The organism is Brevibacillus choshinensis (assembly GCF_001420695.1).
In the GTDB taxonomy this organism is placed as follows: Bacteria; Bacillota; Bacilli; order Brevibacillales; family Brevibacillaceae; genus Brevibacillus; species Brevibacillus choshinensis.
Genome location: NZ_LJJB01000010.1, coordinates 1474936 through 1492496 on the forward strand (window position 1 = coordinate 1474936; position 17561 = coordinate 1492496).

Genomic DNA, 17561 nt, shown 5'->3' on the forward strand with positions numbered 1-17561 from the left:
GAGGGGGTGCAAATATATTTAGTGAGTGGTGTGGTTACGTATTCCTTGGCGTTCCCATGCGTTAGCGATAATGCGGAAGGGGATCCGGTAATCGCTCAGATCGTGCCCTTGCCCTCCACTTTTTACCGGGTACAAAAACCCTTTCTTCGCATCAAAACGGAACTGCACGGAGTAGTAGACAGCGTAAGAGGAGTCTTTTTGAAAGCCCCGTTGCTTATCACCCATCAACGGTATGTCTACGCCCACCTCCCGAGTGCCCAGCTTGGATGCTGAATAAGTGCTGCCCCTCCAAAGCTGCGGGCTTACTGCCCCAAGTGTCAATAATGATTGCAGCAGGGTTTGCCTCATTCCTGTTTCTGAGATCCAAGCTTGCGCGGAGACGATGACGGGGTACTGACCACTAACTGGATGTCGGTGACGAGTCTGCAGCTCCACCTGAGACAAAATGCGCTCCCCTGCATAAAAGTCATCGGGCAAGCTATTTGGATAACGGTCCCGGGTATGATACTCTACCCATTCCGCTGTATGGTGAATGGTACCTACAGCATTTGGCTCGAATACCTCAAACTGACGCTCTCCCCCTTTCACGGTAATCGTATAACGGCCACTCATTGTTTTCGTTTCGCTTTTTGCCTCACAAGTCTCCCCGTCATCTTCGTCTGTCGTGCAGCTATCGTAGGTCAGGTTAAATTGAATGCTGTAATCCATGCTAATTACAAATCCGTCGATTTCAGCCTTGTATTTCAGCGATTGCAGCTCCTGGCGCCATGTCGTTTGTGTAGGGACAATCGTACCTGTGTAAATGTAATCCCCTCCAGTCGATGCGCTACTCACTTGCCATTGCTGCGGTACCCCAGGTCCACTGACTTTTAAATCAAGCAATACCGGGTTGTAATTGGCCATGCTTTTCGCATCTGAAATCCAACCTGGCTGTGCATTGACCGTGACGTTTTGTATTCCTTCACCGCTCACAGATTGTTCGAGCTGTCCCTTGTACTCCGTAATTTTTGCATTGATTTCTTGTTGAGTCTTTTGAAAGCCTTCGTTGATCTTCGTCTGGTCAATCACTACCCGAACAGTCGCAGGCTCACGTTCCCACACTCCGTCCGCCTGCACAGCCAGTTTTTGCAATTGGCGTTTGTCACTGTCATAGATCTCTAAACCGATTTCACCGCCGTCAAAATCTCCTCCCCCGCCAGGCGGATTTGGAAGCTCTGAGTCTCCGTTTATTTTGACTGGCCAAAGGGCACGGTTATCGGACCAAATCGTTTCATTGTCCGGCTTGTTTTTCGCAGGGTTGATGTTTGCGATAAAGTTTTCCCCCTTCTGTGGATATTGTGTGGGTACTGTTATTGTTCTAACTTCACCCGGCTTGAACTTATCCACATCAAGCATCGTTTCCTGTGGAGAGCTCTCCCATCGGACTGCCAGCTTGGTGTCATGTTCCAGCTGACCGGCATTTTTGATCTTGAATGTGATGGTACTTGCGGTCCCTGCTGCTTGCGGCTGTTTGGGCGAGATGGAAAAGCTGCTCTTCATGATCAACAGATTCTCACCCGCAGGTGCACCTTCACCGATCTGGATAAAGAAGTGTCCATCGCACATATTCGCAGAGGCGTCTTCGTCATAAAACTCAACAATGTACAACCCTTCGAGTACTTCGTCTGTGTTCTCGTCCTTTGGAAGCTTCAACCAGTGATTTTCTCGCGGATTGGTACTGTTCGGCAAAGAATGGTCCCCCCGCTTGTACTTCCATGTCTTCGTATCCGGGTCAAACCATTGCACGAGGAATTTGGTATCTTCGCTCGTGAACATTCTGAGATCATAACCAGCATCGCTAAAATCTGACGAGCTCAGCTCCACGATTTCGCCTCGTTCCACGTTTCGTGTCCATTTTTCGTCTCCGGACGTGTTTTCCATACTGACCACCAGACCATAGCATCGTTTGTACGTGAGAACGGTGAAGGCAAACTCCCTGATGCAGCCCGTCTCAGAAATGAATACGAGCTTCATTTCCTCCCCCACTTCAAAATCTTCTGGAAGCAGCACTTCTTGCTTCTCATCAGCCGCCAGTTTTTGACTGAGCGCCACTTTTTTCCCGCCATATTCCAGATACCATGTACCTGCTGCGCTTGCTGAGACTTTCATGTGGGTATCGTATCCATCTGCGGTTTGCGTAAAATTCTCCTTGTAGATGGGATCAAAATCGAAGTCAGTGAGAGTCACCCCTCCAGAGGGAAATTCAGAAGGTGGTTCCCCGTACTTTTTGAACTTGATTTTCGACTGCTCTGTAATCGTGCAAGACGAATCTCTCACCTTAATCGTAAGCACCCAATCGCACTCTGGTCTGCCCAACCATTGTGCACTCTCGAAATTCAGTTTTACCTGATAAGTTTTTCCTCTTTCCAGCAGGACATCATGACGATCGGTCCCCGTTCCAAAGGGAAGGCTCAGCTTTGCCGAATTCCGCGTTCCCCATCTCTCACGTCCTCCTACTTCCTCGTAGAAGCCTGGCAGTGTCTCAACAGAGCCATCTGGCCGGGTCACATCCCATTTGATTTCTGCGGGTCCCTGCTCTCCATTTGCATCCGTATATTTGGCCTGCAGACTGACCTCTTCGCCAGGAGCAACTTCAATCGTAGATCCATTGTAAGCGGTACTGCCATTTACGGTTATAATCGGGCATCGATCTGTTCCGTCTTCACCGTTTGAGACTTCAAATGTCTTTTGCCAGCACTCTGTCCCATCATCGCTTTCATAGGCAATCGTAAATGTACCTGCTGCTGGAGCATCGGTGATCCCTACTTTGCGATTGTTGCCAGAGCCGCTCTGCATCACTGCGCCATTGTGCTTAAACGTTCCCGCTTTCTTGGCGGTCGCAATGATTCTCGTATCGTCTTTCACAGAGATGCTCTCACCGCCACTCGACACCCCTGTGAGTTCCTTGTCGCTATTTTCCTGCTCCAATCGGAGGTCCATCGTGATGCGTTTACACGTTCCAGGCGGATCGGGGTCTGGATCCGGCTCAGTCGGAGTGTCCCCTACCGTGAATTGATAGGTGTAAGGAGTCGATACACTCATGCTAGCAGAGCCTTGTCTGGCGCGATGATGCCTGTCAGTAATCGTGAGGGAAACCTCGTAGACCCCAGCTTCGGTGGGCTTGTATTGGTAGGCTTGGCTCCAGGGAAAAGGATTGGGACTGCTGGACTCGTTTACAGGCGGGAGGTAGCCGCTCTGGTCGGGAAATTCCTTGTTTGTTTCAAACTGGTAGTAGCCCTTCCCCGTTGTCTTGTTGATAACCGACAAATTCCAAACAAGAATGCCACGGTCATAGTAAGAATAGTCCGTGGCATTTGCCGAAATGGTCACCTGTTCGTTGACCGCGTATTTGGTTTTATTGGTCGAAACTTGCCCGGTAGGTGGAGAAGTGGTGCGGAAGTGGCCTACGGAAATATAGCCGTTTCCGTTTGGCTCGAGGTTGTCACCGATCGTGTAGCCGGCGCCACCGGAGGCTGTTGCTAGTTCTGCGAGGTTGTAGGCTTGGTAGGATGGCATTGAGGGATTCGTAATATTCGAAACCATTTTGCTATAAACGTTTGCACTGCCTCCTAGTATGTAGTTGGAATTTCCATTGAATCGTTGAATCCAATACAAAGCTTCATCAAAATCTTTACTAGCGTCTTGGGGTGAAGGCGAGTAGACATAGTACCAGCCTCGATCTGCTTTTTCATGAAGATCTGCGAAACCTATTGCATGACGTGCATCTCGGCTACCATTAATCTCAATTATTGAATCCGTTGCTCCTAAATTTGCTGTAATACCTTGAATAAGCAGCTCATCAAACCCATTAGGAGGACCAATTTTTTTATTTTGATCGATTAGCCCGAAATCAATCCCTCGATTGACTGGCATAATAGCTAAGGTCTTCGATGAAACTATTAAAACTAGAAAAAGTAAACTAAAGCAAAACACAAAAAGCAGATACTTCCTGTGCTTCAATTAATTGCACCCCTTATTAGTTTGTCAAAGAAAATTGCTTATTCTTTAGTTCTCTTTTTAAGTTTGAAGTCTGATAGTGAATTATCCCCGCGTCAGATGAATCAGTATTGTTTCGAATGGAAAGAACCATAATAGTATTCACTTTCTTTATATCCACTTTAAACGACTCCCCATTTAAATAACCAAGTCTCCCATTATCTAAAGTGACAAAGCTCACTCGGATCGTAAAATTTTTATCTCCTTTCGGTACTATCCCACTAATTTGTCCATTGGATATTTTAAGACTCTTCTCAAACTCCTCTGCCCACTTTGCCCCCAACTCCAACTGCCCCTTATCCTTCCAAAGATAAGCCAGCATCTTCGCCGCATCCCCGCGCGTCACCGGCAAATCTTCCCGGAACTTTGGCTGCCCTGCTGGGGCGGGGTCCATCCATCCCCAGGTGATCAGTGCACCTGTATTCGTGTAGCCGTTCATTTTCACTCCTCGATACGGTTTCCACGCGTTAAAGACGAGCTGTGCCGCTTCTTCCTTGGTCAACAGCTTATTAGGATCAATCTTGATATCAGTCAGGATTCCTGCTTTTTTCGCTCTCTCATACGTTCCTTTTGCCCAATGTCCTGCAGGAAGCTCATGCACAGGAGCTGTCTCTTTGATCCCGCGTATGGCAACGAGACTCGCCACAAATTGAGATTGGACGATCTGCTTGTCCGGGTAAAAGCGTCCGTCGGGATATTTCCAGATGAAGCCCTTTTGCAAGCCAAGGAGAATGGACTCCCTGGCAGGGTGAGCTGCAAAATCCGTCATAGTCTGCAGAGGCTGTGCGGCCGCAGCCGGATACACGGTCCAGCCCCCTCCCCATATCGACTGTCCGACCGTTATCCCTACCATCATGAGGCTTGTCCCCAAACCCTTCCACAGCGTCTTCATCGGCTATCCCCCTTTTCTACTACCGATATTTTACCTATTACTTCCATTTCCAGAAAGAGGATAATTAAGATTTTTTTGAAAAAAATTTCTCAATACCGCTTCAGGCGCGTCTCCTTCCAGCTTGTCGATGACTTTTCCATCCTGCACGATAAACACTGTGGGTGTCGCCTCCGCTCCCAGTCGCAGTGCGCTATCCAGATCACGCTGTTCACCGATATCCAGACGTTCCACCGTACTCTGTGGATATTCCTTCAAACAGTCTCCAAGGTCGGGGCGAATGTCTTGCAATATCCACAGGAGTCACTGTACACATACACAATCTTTGCCTCGTGTGCACGAGCAGTACTCCAACTCCACGCCAACAAGACGGTTACCAATAGACTACCCACCACTGTCATCCACAGCCACTTTGATCGAATCCCCATTGTTATCAACAGCCTCCCTTTCCAAGTGTCCTCGCACTACCTATGCAATTGTCAAGGAGCTCTGTTTCATTATGAATCCTCACAATGAGACAAAAAAAACAGACCCGCTCAGAGGTCTGTTGATTCGACTCTATTAAAAAATGACGTTTCCTTTACCGCATGTTCCTGTGCCTATGAAAAGCAGCTTCTACTCCCGCTCCCCCTTCAAGCCCTCCCCCAATAGAGCTCTACCTTTAGCAAAAGAAAAAGACGCCTCCCAAACTTTTACAAGCTCGGACTGTACGTCTTGCGGATCCTAATATGCGTTACCTTTACATACCTCGATTACATCAACGGACTGTCGTTGTCTGCTTTCATCATTTCCCGCAACTCTTCCACAAACGCCTGACCCTTCTGGATTTCTTCCTCGGTGTAGCGCTGTTTGCTTTTGAAGGTAAAAATCTTGGCCTTCATCTCTTCGTACGGCAGGTCACAGAAATACAAAATCGTGGATACCAGCTCCAAAAAACGGGAGTTCTCTTCGTTCATACGGCGAATCACTTGCTCGCCACTCCCGAAGTCAACCTCATGAAAACGCAAAAAATCCCGCCCCGTCTCGTTCAACGTGTAGCGATACATATGGATAGCACCCTTGCTCTCCATTTGCTCGTCCAAGAGACCCATGTTGCACAGCTCGTCCACCCGCAGTGTCAACTCCTCCGAGTAAGGACCATACATGTGAAACTCATAGCGCTCATCGAAATCCATTTGCAGATGTTTTCCTATGTACACCATTTTTTGCAGCTTTTTTCGCCCACTCACTTCGCCTACGATTTCTATCAAGCGTATGATTTTGGCGTGACGATTAAGCATCTTCCATCACTCCCAGACGTTCTCGAATCTTCCGGGATATATTACCCGGCAATGCCATGACTTTATCTAAAGGAAAGTACAATTTATAATCAAACCGGCGCTTGCCGCTGATGGCCTTTACGATCTCAGACTTCTGCGACAGCTCGACAAGCTCTCCTGTCGGCATTAGGAGCATGATCGGAATTCGCTCCTCCTCCTCTTCTCCGGCACGGTAAAAATCATACGGAAGATCAGAGGTGGTGTCTACCTCCAAATAATACATTGGATCAATGCCCGCCTTTTGGAACTCTTCCTTCAGCTCTGCCAGCAAGCGGAAATCTCTAGGGTTATATTCGACGTATTTGTAGAGATTCCTGTCCAAAAAACGACCGCACAAATCTTTCAAAATCGGATCGGCTTCGCCCCGCCACTGCTGCATGTAGAAAAGAATGATTGATTCATCGAGAGCCAAATAATCCTTTAGCTCTACCTTATCCTGCAGAAATGGCAACAGCATGACAGGCTCCTGTGTGAACGGATAGCCTTCAGAAAACAACAGCTTGGCCCTCTGGAAGATTTTTCGCAGAACGACCTCCGCGCTGCGCGTCACCGGATGAAAATACACTTGCCAGTACATCTGATAACGAGACATGATATAGTCCTCGACCGCATGCATCCCGCTGAATTTAAAGACGATGCCGTCCTCCTGTGGGCGCATCACCCGCAAAATTCGCTCGATCTCAAAATTACCGTAATTGACTCCCGTATAGTAGGCATCGCGAAGTAAATAATCCATCCGATCGGCATCCAACTGGCTGGAAATTAGGCTGACGATGAGCTTGTTATCGTACGTTTTATTAATGACCTCCGCCAACTTCTTAGGAAAATCATCGTCAAAGCGGCGAAGAATTCGATTGATCTGCGTGTCTCCTAAAAGGATTGCCCGCGTCCAATCCTCGTGATGATAGCGAAATACCTTTTCAAAGGAATGAGAAAAGGGGCCGTGGCCCACATCGTGCAGCAGACCGGCACACAAGCAGAGAAGCTTTTCCTCATATGTAAGTTTGATCCGCTCCTCGAATTTCTCCAATATCCTGCGCATCAGCTCATACACGCCGAGCGAATGGTTAAACCGACTGTGTTCGCCACCGTGAAAGGTAAAATAACTGGTGCCCAGTTGCTTGATTCGGCGCAGCCGCTGAAATTCTGCAGAATTGATCAAATCCCAGATGAACTGGTCACGTACGTGGACGTAGCGGTGCACCGGGTCTTTGAATACCTTTTCTTCATGGAGAAGCTGGGGCTGTTGCATCCTGGACACTCCCTTCCTCTTATCACATTCATTCTCTCTATTTTTTATCTCTCGCAGTTGCCCCTATCATATCACAGCCTTTTCCCGCGGGAAAACGCGGACGTCTTGTTCCTCAGGGGAAACTTCGGACAAAAAGGGGAAAAAGAAGAAAGAAGCACTCCATTGAGTACTTCTCCTTTGTTAGCTTCTTTGAAACACGCGTTAATTCAGTTCCGCCTCCGGACCATACAGATCGGGACGCTTTGCTGCCTTTCTCGCCAGCTTTTTCATTTTCCGCTGGGTCAATACGGTGTAAAAAGAAGGAACGACAATGAGGGTCAACAAGGTAGAGAACAGCAACCCCGATATAATCGTGACAGCAAGCGGTTTGAACAGTACATCACCCGAGATGGCAAGCGGCATCAACCCTGCCACTGCAGTCATCGAGGTCAACAGAATCGGCCGCAAACGCGCCTCTCCCGCCTGAATGACTGCTTGCTTCAGCTCAATCCCTGCGTGTCGAGCCTCTTCAATAAACTCGATAAAAACAATCCCGTTTCTCACGACGATTCCGGAGAGAGAAATGACGCCCATCATGGTCATGAAGCCTAACGGTGTCTGCGTGACAAACAGTCCGATCAGGCTTCCCGCCACCGCGAGATAGACCGTGCTCATGACCAGCACCGGAATAGTGAGCGAGTAGAACTGCATGGCAATTAAAATCAGGATTAGGAACACGACGAGAATAGACAGTTTGCCCATATCGATGAAGATATCGGTCTGCTCCGAGGTCTCCCCACCAATTTCAAAGCGGTATCCTTCTGGCAACGAGATGCCATTTAGCTTGGGCTTGAGCTCTGTCATTACTTCTGTAGCTGTCCGCCCCTTCAAGTCACTGGAGATAGTCACACTGCGCGACAAATCGCGGTGCGGAATGGCCTGCGTGCTAAATGTCGGCTTGACCTCCGCCAGCTGGGATAGCGGGATAAGCTCGCCTCTTGCGTTGGCGATACTGAGTCGCTGGAACAGCAGTGCAGGCTCTTCCTGCCCTTTTTGCAGGAACAGCTTGATGTCGATCAAGTCCGTACCTGAATCAAACTCACTGACCGTAATGCCCTCGCTGACGAGGCGCAGTGTCTGGGACAAATCGGTATAGTTGACCAGCTTTTGCTCCATCAGCTGCTTATTGATGACGAATTCAAGCGTGTACCGTTCCACACCGAAGTTGTCCTGCACATCGTACGTACCAGAAACATTGGCTACCAGATCTTTCACTTGCGCAGAAAGGGAGCGCAGCGTTTCGATATCTTCTCCATACAAGCGGATTACGACTGGCTTGCCGACTGGTGGCCCCGCTTCAAGCTGTGTAGGGAGGATCGTCGCTTCCGGGTACATCTTTTTAAACTCTTCCGTCCACGGCTCCATCATGTCGTCAATTTTCGCCTTCTTCTCATCAAAGCGGACGACCAGCTGACCTACCGTAATCCCGCTGCCTGCTCCAGTATCTCCCCCGAACATTTTGGGAGCACTGCCACCTGCGTAGGACGCAACAGATTCAATTGCAGGCTGCTTCAAAATCCACTCCGAGACACCGCGAACCACGCGATCGGTTTCGTAAATACTGCTGCCTACTGGCACGCGAATATTGACAAGGAACTGCGGACGATCGTCATTGGGAAATAGCTGTACAGGTGTCAGTGGCACCAGCCCGTACGCTGCCGTACCAATCAAGACCCCGATCATTCCGGCTAGCAGCGGACGACGCAAAATCCTGGGCATCAGCTTGCTGGCATACCATTTTGTCAATTGGTTCAATTGCTTTCCTAACAGACCTGCCGGCTTTCGATAGCCTTCTACGCCGGCTTTTCGCCGTTGCTCATACCATTGGCGGAAGATCGGAATAATCGTGAGGGACATGATCATCGATGCCAGCATCGTTAACGAAATAATAACAGGCACAGGACGAATAAACTGTCCGGCATTCCCGCTCAAAAACATCAGCGGCGCAAAGGAGGCAATCGTCGCGAGAGTAGCAGTCACAATCGATATAGATACTTCATTCGCACCTTTGACGGCCGCCTTCAACGGCTTTTCACCCAAGACGGACAAGCGGCGCTCGATATTGTCATTGACTACGACCGCATCGTCTACCAGAATCCCCAATACGATAATCAGCGAAACAATAGAGATCATATTCAGGGAGATACCCAGTGACGGCAGGAACAACAGCCCTACTGCCAGTGAAATCGGTATGGCCAACGCTACGACAAAGGAAGTAATTAAGTTCAAACCGAGCGTACATACCAGCAATACCGCTACAATCGCGATCAGCATTTCCCGGGTAAGATCCGAGAACAGCTCATCTACCCGTTCATTCTGGCTATAAATAGAGTGCTTCTCAGCCCAAACGGGGAGAGTCTTGCCGAGTGTCACCATCATGGCGTCTACACGTTTTTGCAGGGAAGGAACATCGCTTCCGGTTTCCGCGTTTACACTGACAGATAGAGACGGCTTTCCGTTATAATAGGACATCGCCTTGATGCTTTCTGTCGTCAGCTTCACTGTTCCGATATCCTTCAGATAGATCGGATACCCTTGCTGAGAACGGCTGATAATGACCTGATTCAACTCTTCCACATCGGCCGTTTCCGCAAGCTTCAGCTGATACGTGCGCTTGTCGGTCGTCAGGTCACCCAACGGAATTTTTTCATTTTCCTTTTTGACCGCCATCAACACCTGACCCCAGGTGAGTCCGTACTGGCTCAGCTTTTGCGTATCGACCTCGATATGCACTTCCTGCTCAGGCAGCCCCTCTACCGTCACATCAGCGACGTTGGGGATCGTGCGCAGCTGCTCTTTCCACGACTTCAACATGGTACGCAAGCTGTACAATTGGTCAGTCGTATCTGCTGTCACGGCAAATGTCTGGACAAAGGTACGGTTCAAGTCGTCATTGATGATGGGCTGCTTCGCATCGGCAGGGAGATCCGCCTCCGCATCCTTTACCTTTTTCCGCAGTTCATCCCATTTTTGCTTTGGATCTACGCCGCTCTTGGTCTCCAGTATAATCGAGGAGACTCCCAGCGTAGACGTAGAGGAAATATAGTTGAGTCCTTGCAGCTCGTTGATTTTTTCTTCCAGCTTTTTCGTGACCGTCTGTTCTACTTTTTCAGGTGAAGCCCCCGGGTAGATCGTCGTGACTGTCGCCATGTTTATGATAATGTCTGGCGACTCCTGCTTTGGCAGCTGAAAGAAGCTGAGAAAGCCGACAAGCACGATCATTACGAAAAACAAAAGCGTAATTTTGCGCTTGCGTACGATGTACTCGATCACGGTTTTGTACCTCCCGCAGCTTCGATCGGATCACCGTCAAATAGTCGATCCACACCTTTTACGATCAGCTCATCTCCCGTTTTCAGACCGCTTCGAATCTCCAGTCGATCATTGGTCAATTGGCCGATGGTCACTTCTGTTTTCACTGCTTTTCCACCTGCATTCACAAAAACATGTGCATCGTTCTGGCCTCTGCTCAAGACCGCTTCTACGGGAACATAGATGCCTTCCTGTCCCTTCATGGTCTTAGTCGCTTTCACCACTTGACCAGCAAACCAGTCATGCTTTGGATTCGCCAGCTGCACTTCGACCCCGATGGTGCCTGTGCTTTGGTTTGTAGCAGGGAAGATTTTGGCGACCTTGGCATCCCGTTTTTGTCCGTACAGTTCGAGGGATAACGTCTCTCCTTCTTTCCAGGAGGAAATATCGCGGTCAGGTACAGGCAGCACGACTTTCAAGGTGTCGAGGTTCCCTACCTGATACACAGGAGTTCCTGGACTGACCAACGTTCCCGTCGAAGACAGCTTCGCCATGATCGTCCCGCTGATTGGGGCACGCAGCTGTGCTTTTGCCAATGTCGTGGACGCTACTTCCTTGGCGATCACTGCCTGGTTGTAGCTCGCTCTGGACAAGTCTTTATCCTCTGCGCGTGCTCCTTGTGTGACCAACGAGTATGCCTGTTGCGCATTCTGCAGGTCTTTCTCCGCCAGTGTCAAACCGTTCTGTGCGTTTTCGTACTCGCTTTTGGAAATCGCCTTTTCCTGGAACAGCTTTTCGATCCGCTTGAAATCATCCTGTACCTTCTGATAAGCCGTCGTTGCTTTTTCGACCATCAGGCGAGCTTGCGTGACTTCCTGCTCCCGAGCCCCGTTGTTGACCTTACTCAAATTGGCAGCAGTCTGTTGGACAGTCGCATTCGAAGAGGCTACCTGCAAGGAGTAATCCTGTGCATTGACGCGAGCGAGGACATCGCCAGCCTTGACACTGTCCCCTTCATTTCGGTCAAGATCGACGACGCGTCCACCGACTTCAAAAGAAACGACTGCCTCTTCCAGTGGCTGCAGGGTGCCAGAAAGTTCCGACACAAAAATGGCTTGCTCCTTTTTCACCGTTTCCATTACCACTTGCTTTACTTCCTTTACTGGCGCTGCTACCTGCTGTTCGGTCTGGCTGCAAGCTGACGTTGCCAATAAGCTAATCATCATTGCAGAAACAAGCCATCTCTTTTTCATGACGTCCTCCGCTCTTATGTATCTAGCGATGTGAATTCGTGATCCCCGTAATTCCGTGCATCAAGATGTTAGTAGCATCCTCAAACAGCTGTTCTTCCTGGAACTCTGGATTGAGGTTGACGCGGTGCTTTGCCATAAACGCATAAAAAAATGTCGAAACAAACATGAGTGCTGCAGCACATGCATCTCCCTTTGGCAAATGCCCTTGGTCCTGGAACTCCTGGAGTTTGTTACACAGCACCTCGACCGCCGTCATCGGAACGCTACTGAACAGCTTGATCACTTCCGGGTGATTGTCTGCCTCGATCATACAGATCAAGAGTACTTCCTTGCGTTCCACGAGCATAGTGTAATACCCCCGCGCATAACGCAGCAGGATTTCTTTCAGCTCGGAAAACTCACCATGCAGATGATTCTCCAGTTGCTGGCGGATATCCAAGATTCCCTTTAATAGCTCCTCAAGAATGGCTTCCTTGTTTTTAAAATGGCGAAAGATCGTGACCTCATTTACTCCCGCGAGTTGGGAGATCTTGCGGGTCGTCGCGCCCTTGTACCCTTTTTTGGCCATGAGCTGACTGGCAGCTGCCAAAATGCGCTCGCGTGTCTCTTGCTCCTCACCTCTCCCTCCGTGTGACGGTTCTATATCTGAATGGTCCATGCTGCTCCTCCTTGTTCCATGCAAGTGCTTACTAACATTTGAATTTTTTACCAAAGTCATTATATCCTGCACCCAAATGCGTGTAAACACTTGCATGCGCTTTCATGAAAAATTTTACAGTTTGTTAGTAATAGGATGATGTTGTAGAGGTTTGAAGCAAAAAAGCCTGATCATTTTCAGGCTCTTCTTGCACTCGCGATTCGAAAACTCCCTGCGGCTCGCACCTCACTGCATTCTGTGTTCTTTTATCTGGGAGCTGTTATCTTTGCGAAACTCTCCGGTGTATTCAACCAGATCTATTTCACATCCAGGTCCGATCTCAATGTTATTACCCCGCACGACCTTGGCCCTCGTGTATTCCAAATAAATCTCGTCACCCTCTACTGTACCGACGGACAGCGTATTGTTGAAAATGTGTTTGATGAGTTTGTTTAAGGTGCTGTTACCCGCCTTGCGAACCTCGATGTGCTCGCCGCCGATTTCTCTCGCCTCACAGCCGCCATGTAAATCAATTTCCACTCGTCCGGCATTTAAAAGACCCCCAATGGTGAAAGCTCCCTTTGCCTTGAACACTTCTGCCTCGCAGTCGCCCGTCGACTTTAAAAAGCCACGAAGCTGAATTTCCTCGCCCGATATATTTCCATGTACCTTCGCACTACCATCTACACGCAGTTCGGTAAAATCCACGTCGCCGTTGACATCGATCTGGCCGTAGACCTCCATAGTCTCTACCTTCATCGCTCCACGCACCGTAGCGTTTCCTTCCACCTTGACTCTGGTAGCTTGCACATCGCCGTCGATGCTGACGTGACCCGCGCAATGCAGATCAAGACACTCCACATCTCCCTTGATCTTGCCGAAGCCCTGCACGTTTACTTCCCGATAGACGCCTCCTGAAGCATGTACCGAACCATGTATGACCAGATCCGGTCGATTGTCCTGATTCATCATCGTATACCTCCCAGCTTTATGTGAGTTTTGCTTTCAATTCCTCCAGACAGCTGGCCACACTCAGCCTGCTGACCACTTTGACACTATGATCGAAATACAATTCCGAAGCGCTCGACGCCAGAGCAAAAGCAGAAATACCCATCTTGCGGACGAATATCAGCTCGCATGGTTTCCCCTGAAAATGTGGGTAATGGCTCTCCAGTACTTGCATCAAGCCTTTTCCTTCATCCAGGCTCATCTCTCCCGTCACGAGTAAACGCTCCACCATGTAGGCGTACAAGATGTGTTGAAATGGGTATGCCTCTGCAGTACCGAAGTGTTGGACGAAAAGATCTAGCGCCGACTTCGAAACAATGTTTTGTTTGGTGAGGTCCTCTAGCTTTATCATCGATCCTGCCAGATTGGGTGAAAACATGTCCGCCAGTTCATCCAATGACAGGTCATCCTTCATATGAATGATCTTATCGATCCTGGCCAAGATTTGCTCTTTTGGAAAAAAGGTCTCCTGTCCCGTAAATGTAGCGCGGCGGATAAACCAATCCTCGGGAATCAGGCTTTTTCTTTTCCACCGGTACAGCTGCCCGTACGAAATGCCGGTTAGCTCCAACAGCTCCTTTTTCGAAATGAAGTCGTGGTCCATGTAAAGCACCTCCACGATCAATGTAACATAACACTGTTACGTCAATCAACACAAAAGAAAAAGACTGCACAAAAACCAGTCTTTTCCCGTTCTATTCAAATTCAGCTTGGATCAATCGCTTCAGATCCGTAGGTAGTGGAGCTTCACAATGGAGCTTTTCGTCGCGAAGTGGATGGTGGAAGGTCAATGACGATGCATGGAGTGCCTGCCTGCGCAACAACCCTCTCACTCCTCCGTACATGGTATCACCTGCGAGGGGGTGACCGATGTGCTCGAAATGAACCCGAATCTGGTGAGTACGCCCGGTTTCCAGCCAAACACGTACCATCGTCATATACGAGGAACGCTCGATCACTTCGTAATGCGTGATGGCCGCATCGCCACCCTCTGTCACTTTCCGCTTGGTCGGATGCTTCATATCTCGACCAATAGGCGCCTCAATCGTTCCTCGATCATCTGGTAATACGCCACTAACGACTGCCACATATTCGCGATGAATGCCACCTTCTCGGAGCAGACGATCAGCGAGCTGGTGGCCGTAGCTGCTTTTTGCGATCAAAATCGCTCCCGATGTGTCTTTGTCCAAACGATGCACGGGGTGGATGCTCACATGTTCGCCACGCTGTGCAAACAGATCTGCCAAGGCATGGACGAGCGTACCATCCTGCTCCTCTTTGATCGGGTGTACCATCATGCCTGCCGGTTTGCCCACAATCAGCAAGTGATCATCCTCGTACAGCAGTTCGATTGGCAGGGTAGAAGCCTGTTGTGTGGCACGATCGCTTGGTGACGGAGCCCCTGTCGGCAATTTCTCTCGAGACGTATCATGCTGCGGCTGTCTTTCCAGCGGTCGTTCTACGACCCGGATTGCGACCTGATCGCCTGGTTTTACCTGACGCTGTAAAAAAGGCTGCTTGCGGTTGAGCTGAATGCCTTTGCTTCTCGTCAGCCGCTGCATCATACGCCCCGATACGTTCAGCTTTTGCCGAACGATCTGCTCCACATTCATTCCCTCGTCCTCTTCTGTGACGATATATTCCATCCAGTCCTTGCGGCTCACGTAGATCCCTCTGTTTCATGCTTTTTCCCTATTGTAGCAAAAAAGAATGGGGGACATGCTACTTTGCTGTTTTCCCTTCCCTATCGACCCACTTACCGGTAGATCCTGACGTCTTCTAACGCTTGATCACAGTCAGCTATCGCAGCCCTCTGACCCATCTCCAGCAATTGGGTCACATACCCTTCGTCAGCAAGAAATTCGCAACCGAGCAGACGTCCCGCAAAAAAGGTGTGCAAGCGTTGTTTCCATCCTAGTTGAATCATTGTTCATTCCCCCGCATCCACTTAATAAACTTTATTGTATAATAAGTATATGGTAGGTAGTGGTAATTTGTAAACATTTTTGTTTAGAAAATAATTAAAATGTGATTCCTGAAAATAAGTAAAACGCTGGAAATACACCCACTCCCTTTTTCCACTCGGTCGGACTGTAGTGGAGGAGAGGAAAACCTTCGTGGGACAATGCCTAGGAAAACCGAAAGCTTGGTTTTCCTTATTCAATTGCTCCCGAGACACGTCGAACAGACATATTTGATGACTTCGTTCTTCGCTTGATTCACCCATGTCCTTCGAAGCGCAACGATTGGGGAATTAAGCTTTTGCTCCCTTGAATCTCTTCATACCAAGTAGCTAGAAACCATAACAGCTCGCTGGAGAAGCAGGTTTCCAGGCGGAGCGACTCCGGAAAACTACTTAGCGGAGCAACGAATTCAAGGGATCCAGAAGCGGTACCTCTGGATTCCCTACGGAGCGGCTACTACTTTACCGCTTCCCCGTGAATCGTTGTGGAGCGGACAGTTTATACTCCTTTGCGGGGTGTAGGCTGGAGCGCAGATCGGAAACCTGCTTCTCCTAACCTCCGCTATGTTGGTACCACCATAACTTTTAGAAAGTCCTTTTGATAAGAAAACCTCTATCGAAGCCTGTTCTTGGAGGAGCGGCCGCGTTTTAGCGGAAGGTTATTTTTGCTGAATCAGGAAGATTGGCTAAGAAGTTTTATACTTTCTGATTCAGTCAAAAAAGCCACCATGCTTGGCATGATGGCTTTGGCTCAATCACATATACGAGCTAATTTACCCCTTTAGATTTTCCGTATTCAGTCCTTGCAGCTCTGGCAAAACGAAGAGACCGTCTTTACGAATCAACACGTCATCAAACCAGATTTCTCCACCGCCGTACTCTGGACGCTGGATGTTCACCATGTCCCAGTGGATTTGGCTGCGGTTACCGTTATCCGCGTTGTCATAGGCACGGCCCGGTGTGAAGTGGAAACTACCCGCAATTTTTTCATCGAACAAAATATCGTTCATGGGATGCAAAATGTACGGGTGAACGCCGATCGCAAATTCCCCGATGTAGCGCGCTCCTTCGTCAGTATCAAAGATTTGGTTTAGCTTTTCCGTGTTGTTGGCAATCGCTTCGACAATTTTGCCGTGCTCGAAGGTCAGGCTGACATTTTCAAACTTGGTACCCATATAGCTAGTTGCTGTATTGTACGTAATCTTCCCGTTCACGGAATCACGCACAGGTGCTGTGAAGATCTCTCCATCCGGAATGTTGCGCAATCCAGAGCAGATGACGTTCGGGATGTCTTTGATGGAGAAAGTCAGGTCTGTACCTTTCCCAACAAGGCGTACTTTGTCCGTGCGATCCATCAAATCCTTTAACGGCAGGAATGCTTCGTGCATCTTTTTGTAATCAACAGAGCAGACGTTGAAATAAAAATCTTCAAACGCTTCCGTCGACATATTTGCGCTCTGTGCCATGGCAGCAGTCGGGTAATTGAGGAGTGTCCAGCGCACGTTTGAGGTCAGATAATCATTTAGGTCCTGCATCACCTTTTGATGCGCGCGGCGACGTTCAACTGGTACATCTGACATCTCGCTATCGTTTGCCGGTCCATTGATGACAATGTACGTATCCAGATCCTTGAACATTGGCTCTTCCCACTTCGCCAGATGGGCAGCACGCTCTTCGCTGGCGCCCATCATCAGTTCACGCTGAATGGTCGGGTCGATGATTCGAACAAACGGATAAGCTCCTTTTGCGTACGCTTGTTTCACCAATTCTTTGGCAAGCGCATGACCTTCTCCCCGAACTTCAATCAGCAAACTTTCCTTTTCTTCCAGGCGAACCGAGTGGCTCAACAAATTTTCAGCCAGTTTGACCAATCGCGAATCCAACATACGTTCTCCCCCTACGTTCGTATTTAAT

The 17561-nt window shown here is 49.1% G+C and carries 14 protein-coding genes; all 14 read right to left on the reverse strand.

The features are described 5' to 3' along the window. Positions 1-18 precede the first annotated feature (18 nt). On the reverse strand, positions 19-3912 hold the full coding sequence (locus tag AN963_RS17105) for an ABC transporter permease (protein ID WP_236708006.1): 3894 nt from the start codon (positions 3910-3912) through the stop codon (positions 19-21). Between the two features lie 103 nt (positions 3913-4015). Then, positions 4016-4927 (reverse strand): S-layer homology domain-containing protein, encoded by a 912-nt coding sequence (locus AN963_RS17110; RefSeq protein ID WP_055745740.1) that lies wholly within the window; start codon positions 4925-4927, stop codon positions 4016-4018. Positions 4928-4957: 30 nt separating this feature from the next. Then, positions 4958-5182 (reverse strand): thioredoxin family protein, encoded by a 225-nt coding sequence (locus AN963_RS31985; RefSeq protein ID WP_236708007.1) that lies wholly within the window; start codon positions 5180-5182, stop codon positions 4958-4960. Then, the gene (locus AN963_RS31990; RefSeq protein WP_236708008.1) at positions 5179-5352 is read right to left on the reverse strand and encodes a YbbN family protein; all 174 of its coding nucleotides are present in this window, start codon (positions 5350-5352) and stop codon (positions 5179-5181) included. The genes AN963_RS31985 and AN963_RS31990 overlap by 4 nt, the downstream gene beginning before the upstream one ends. 324 nt (positions 5353-5676) lie before the next feature. Next, positions 5677-6204: a YwgA family protein gene (locus tag AN963_RS17120; protein WP_055745741.1), complete on the reverse strand. Its 528-nt coding sequence runs from the start codon at positions 6202-6204 to the stop codon at positions 5677-5679. Then, positions 6197-7495 (reverse strand): HD domain-containing protein, encoded by a 1299-nt coding sequence (locus AN963_RS17125; RefSeq protein ID WP_055745742.1) that lies wholly within the window; start codon positions 7493-7495, stop codon positions 6197-6199. Before AN963_RS17125 ends, AN963_RS17120 begins: the two co-directional genes overlap by 8 nt. A 201-nt stretch (positions 7496-7696) precedes the next feature. Next, entirely contained in the window at positions 7697-10807 is a 3111-nt protein-coding gene (locus AN963_RS17130; RefSeq protein ID WP_055745743.1) for an efflux RND transporter permease subunit, read from the reverse strand. Beyond that, positions 10804-12039 (reverse strand): efflux RND transporter periplasmic adaptor subunit, encoded by a 1236-nt coding sequence (locus AN963_RS17135; RefSeq protein WP_055745744.1) that lies wholly within the window; start codon positions 12037-12039, stop codon positions 10804-10806. Before AN963_RS17135 ends, AN963_RS17130 begins: the two co-directional genes overlap by 4 nt. 22 nt (positions 12040-12061) lie before the next feature. After that, complete coding sequence (locus AN963_RS17140; protein ID WP_055745745.1) at positions 12062-12697, reverse strand: TetR/AcrR family transcriptional regulator; 636 nt, start codon at positions 12695-12697, stop codon at positions 12062-12064. Positions 12698-12922: 225 nt separating this feature from the next. After that, positions 12923-13648, reverse strand: coding sequence for a polymer-forming cytoskeletal protein (locus AN963_RS17145; protein ID WP_055745746.1), 726 nt, complete (start codon positions 13646-13648; stop codon positions 12923-12925). 16 nt (positions 13649-13664) lie between these two features. Beyond that, positions 13665-14288: a YhbD family protein gene (locus tag AN963_RS17150; protein ID WP_055745747.1), complete on the reverse strand. Its 624-nt coding sequence runs from the start codon at positions 14286-14288 to the stop codon at positions 13665-13667. A 91-nt stretch (positions 14289-14379) separates the two neighbouring features. Further along, positions 14380-15348, reverse strand: a complete 969-nt coding sequence (locus AN963_RS17155; RefSeq protein ID WP_055745748.1) for an RluA family pseudouridine synthase — start codon at positions 15346-15348, stop codon at positions 14380-14382. Between the two features lie 92 nt (positions 15349-15440). Then, positions 15441-15611, reverse strand: a complete 171-nt coding sequence (locus AN963_RS31215) for a hypothetical protein (RefSeq protein WP_161827291.1) — start codon at positions 15609-15611, stop codon at positions 15441-15443. Positions 15612-16420: 809 nt separating this feature from the next. Beyond that, positions 16421-17533 (reverse strand): aminopeptidase, encoded by a 1113-nt coding sequence (locus AN963_RS17160; protein WP_055745749.1) that lies wholly within the window; start codon positions 17531-17533, stop codon positions 16421-16423. Between the last annotated feature and the right edge of the window lie 28 nt (positions 17534-17561).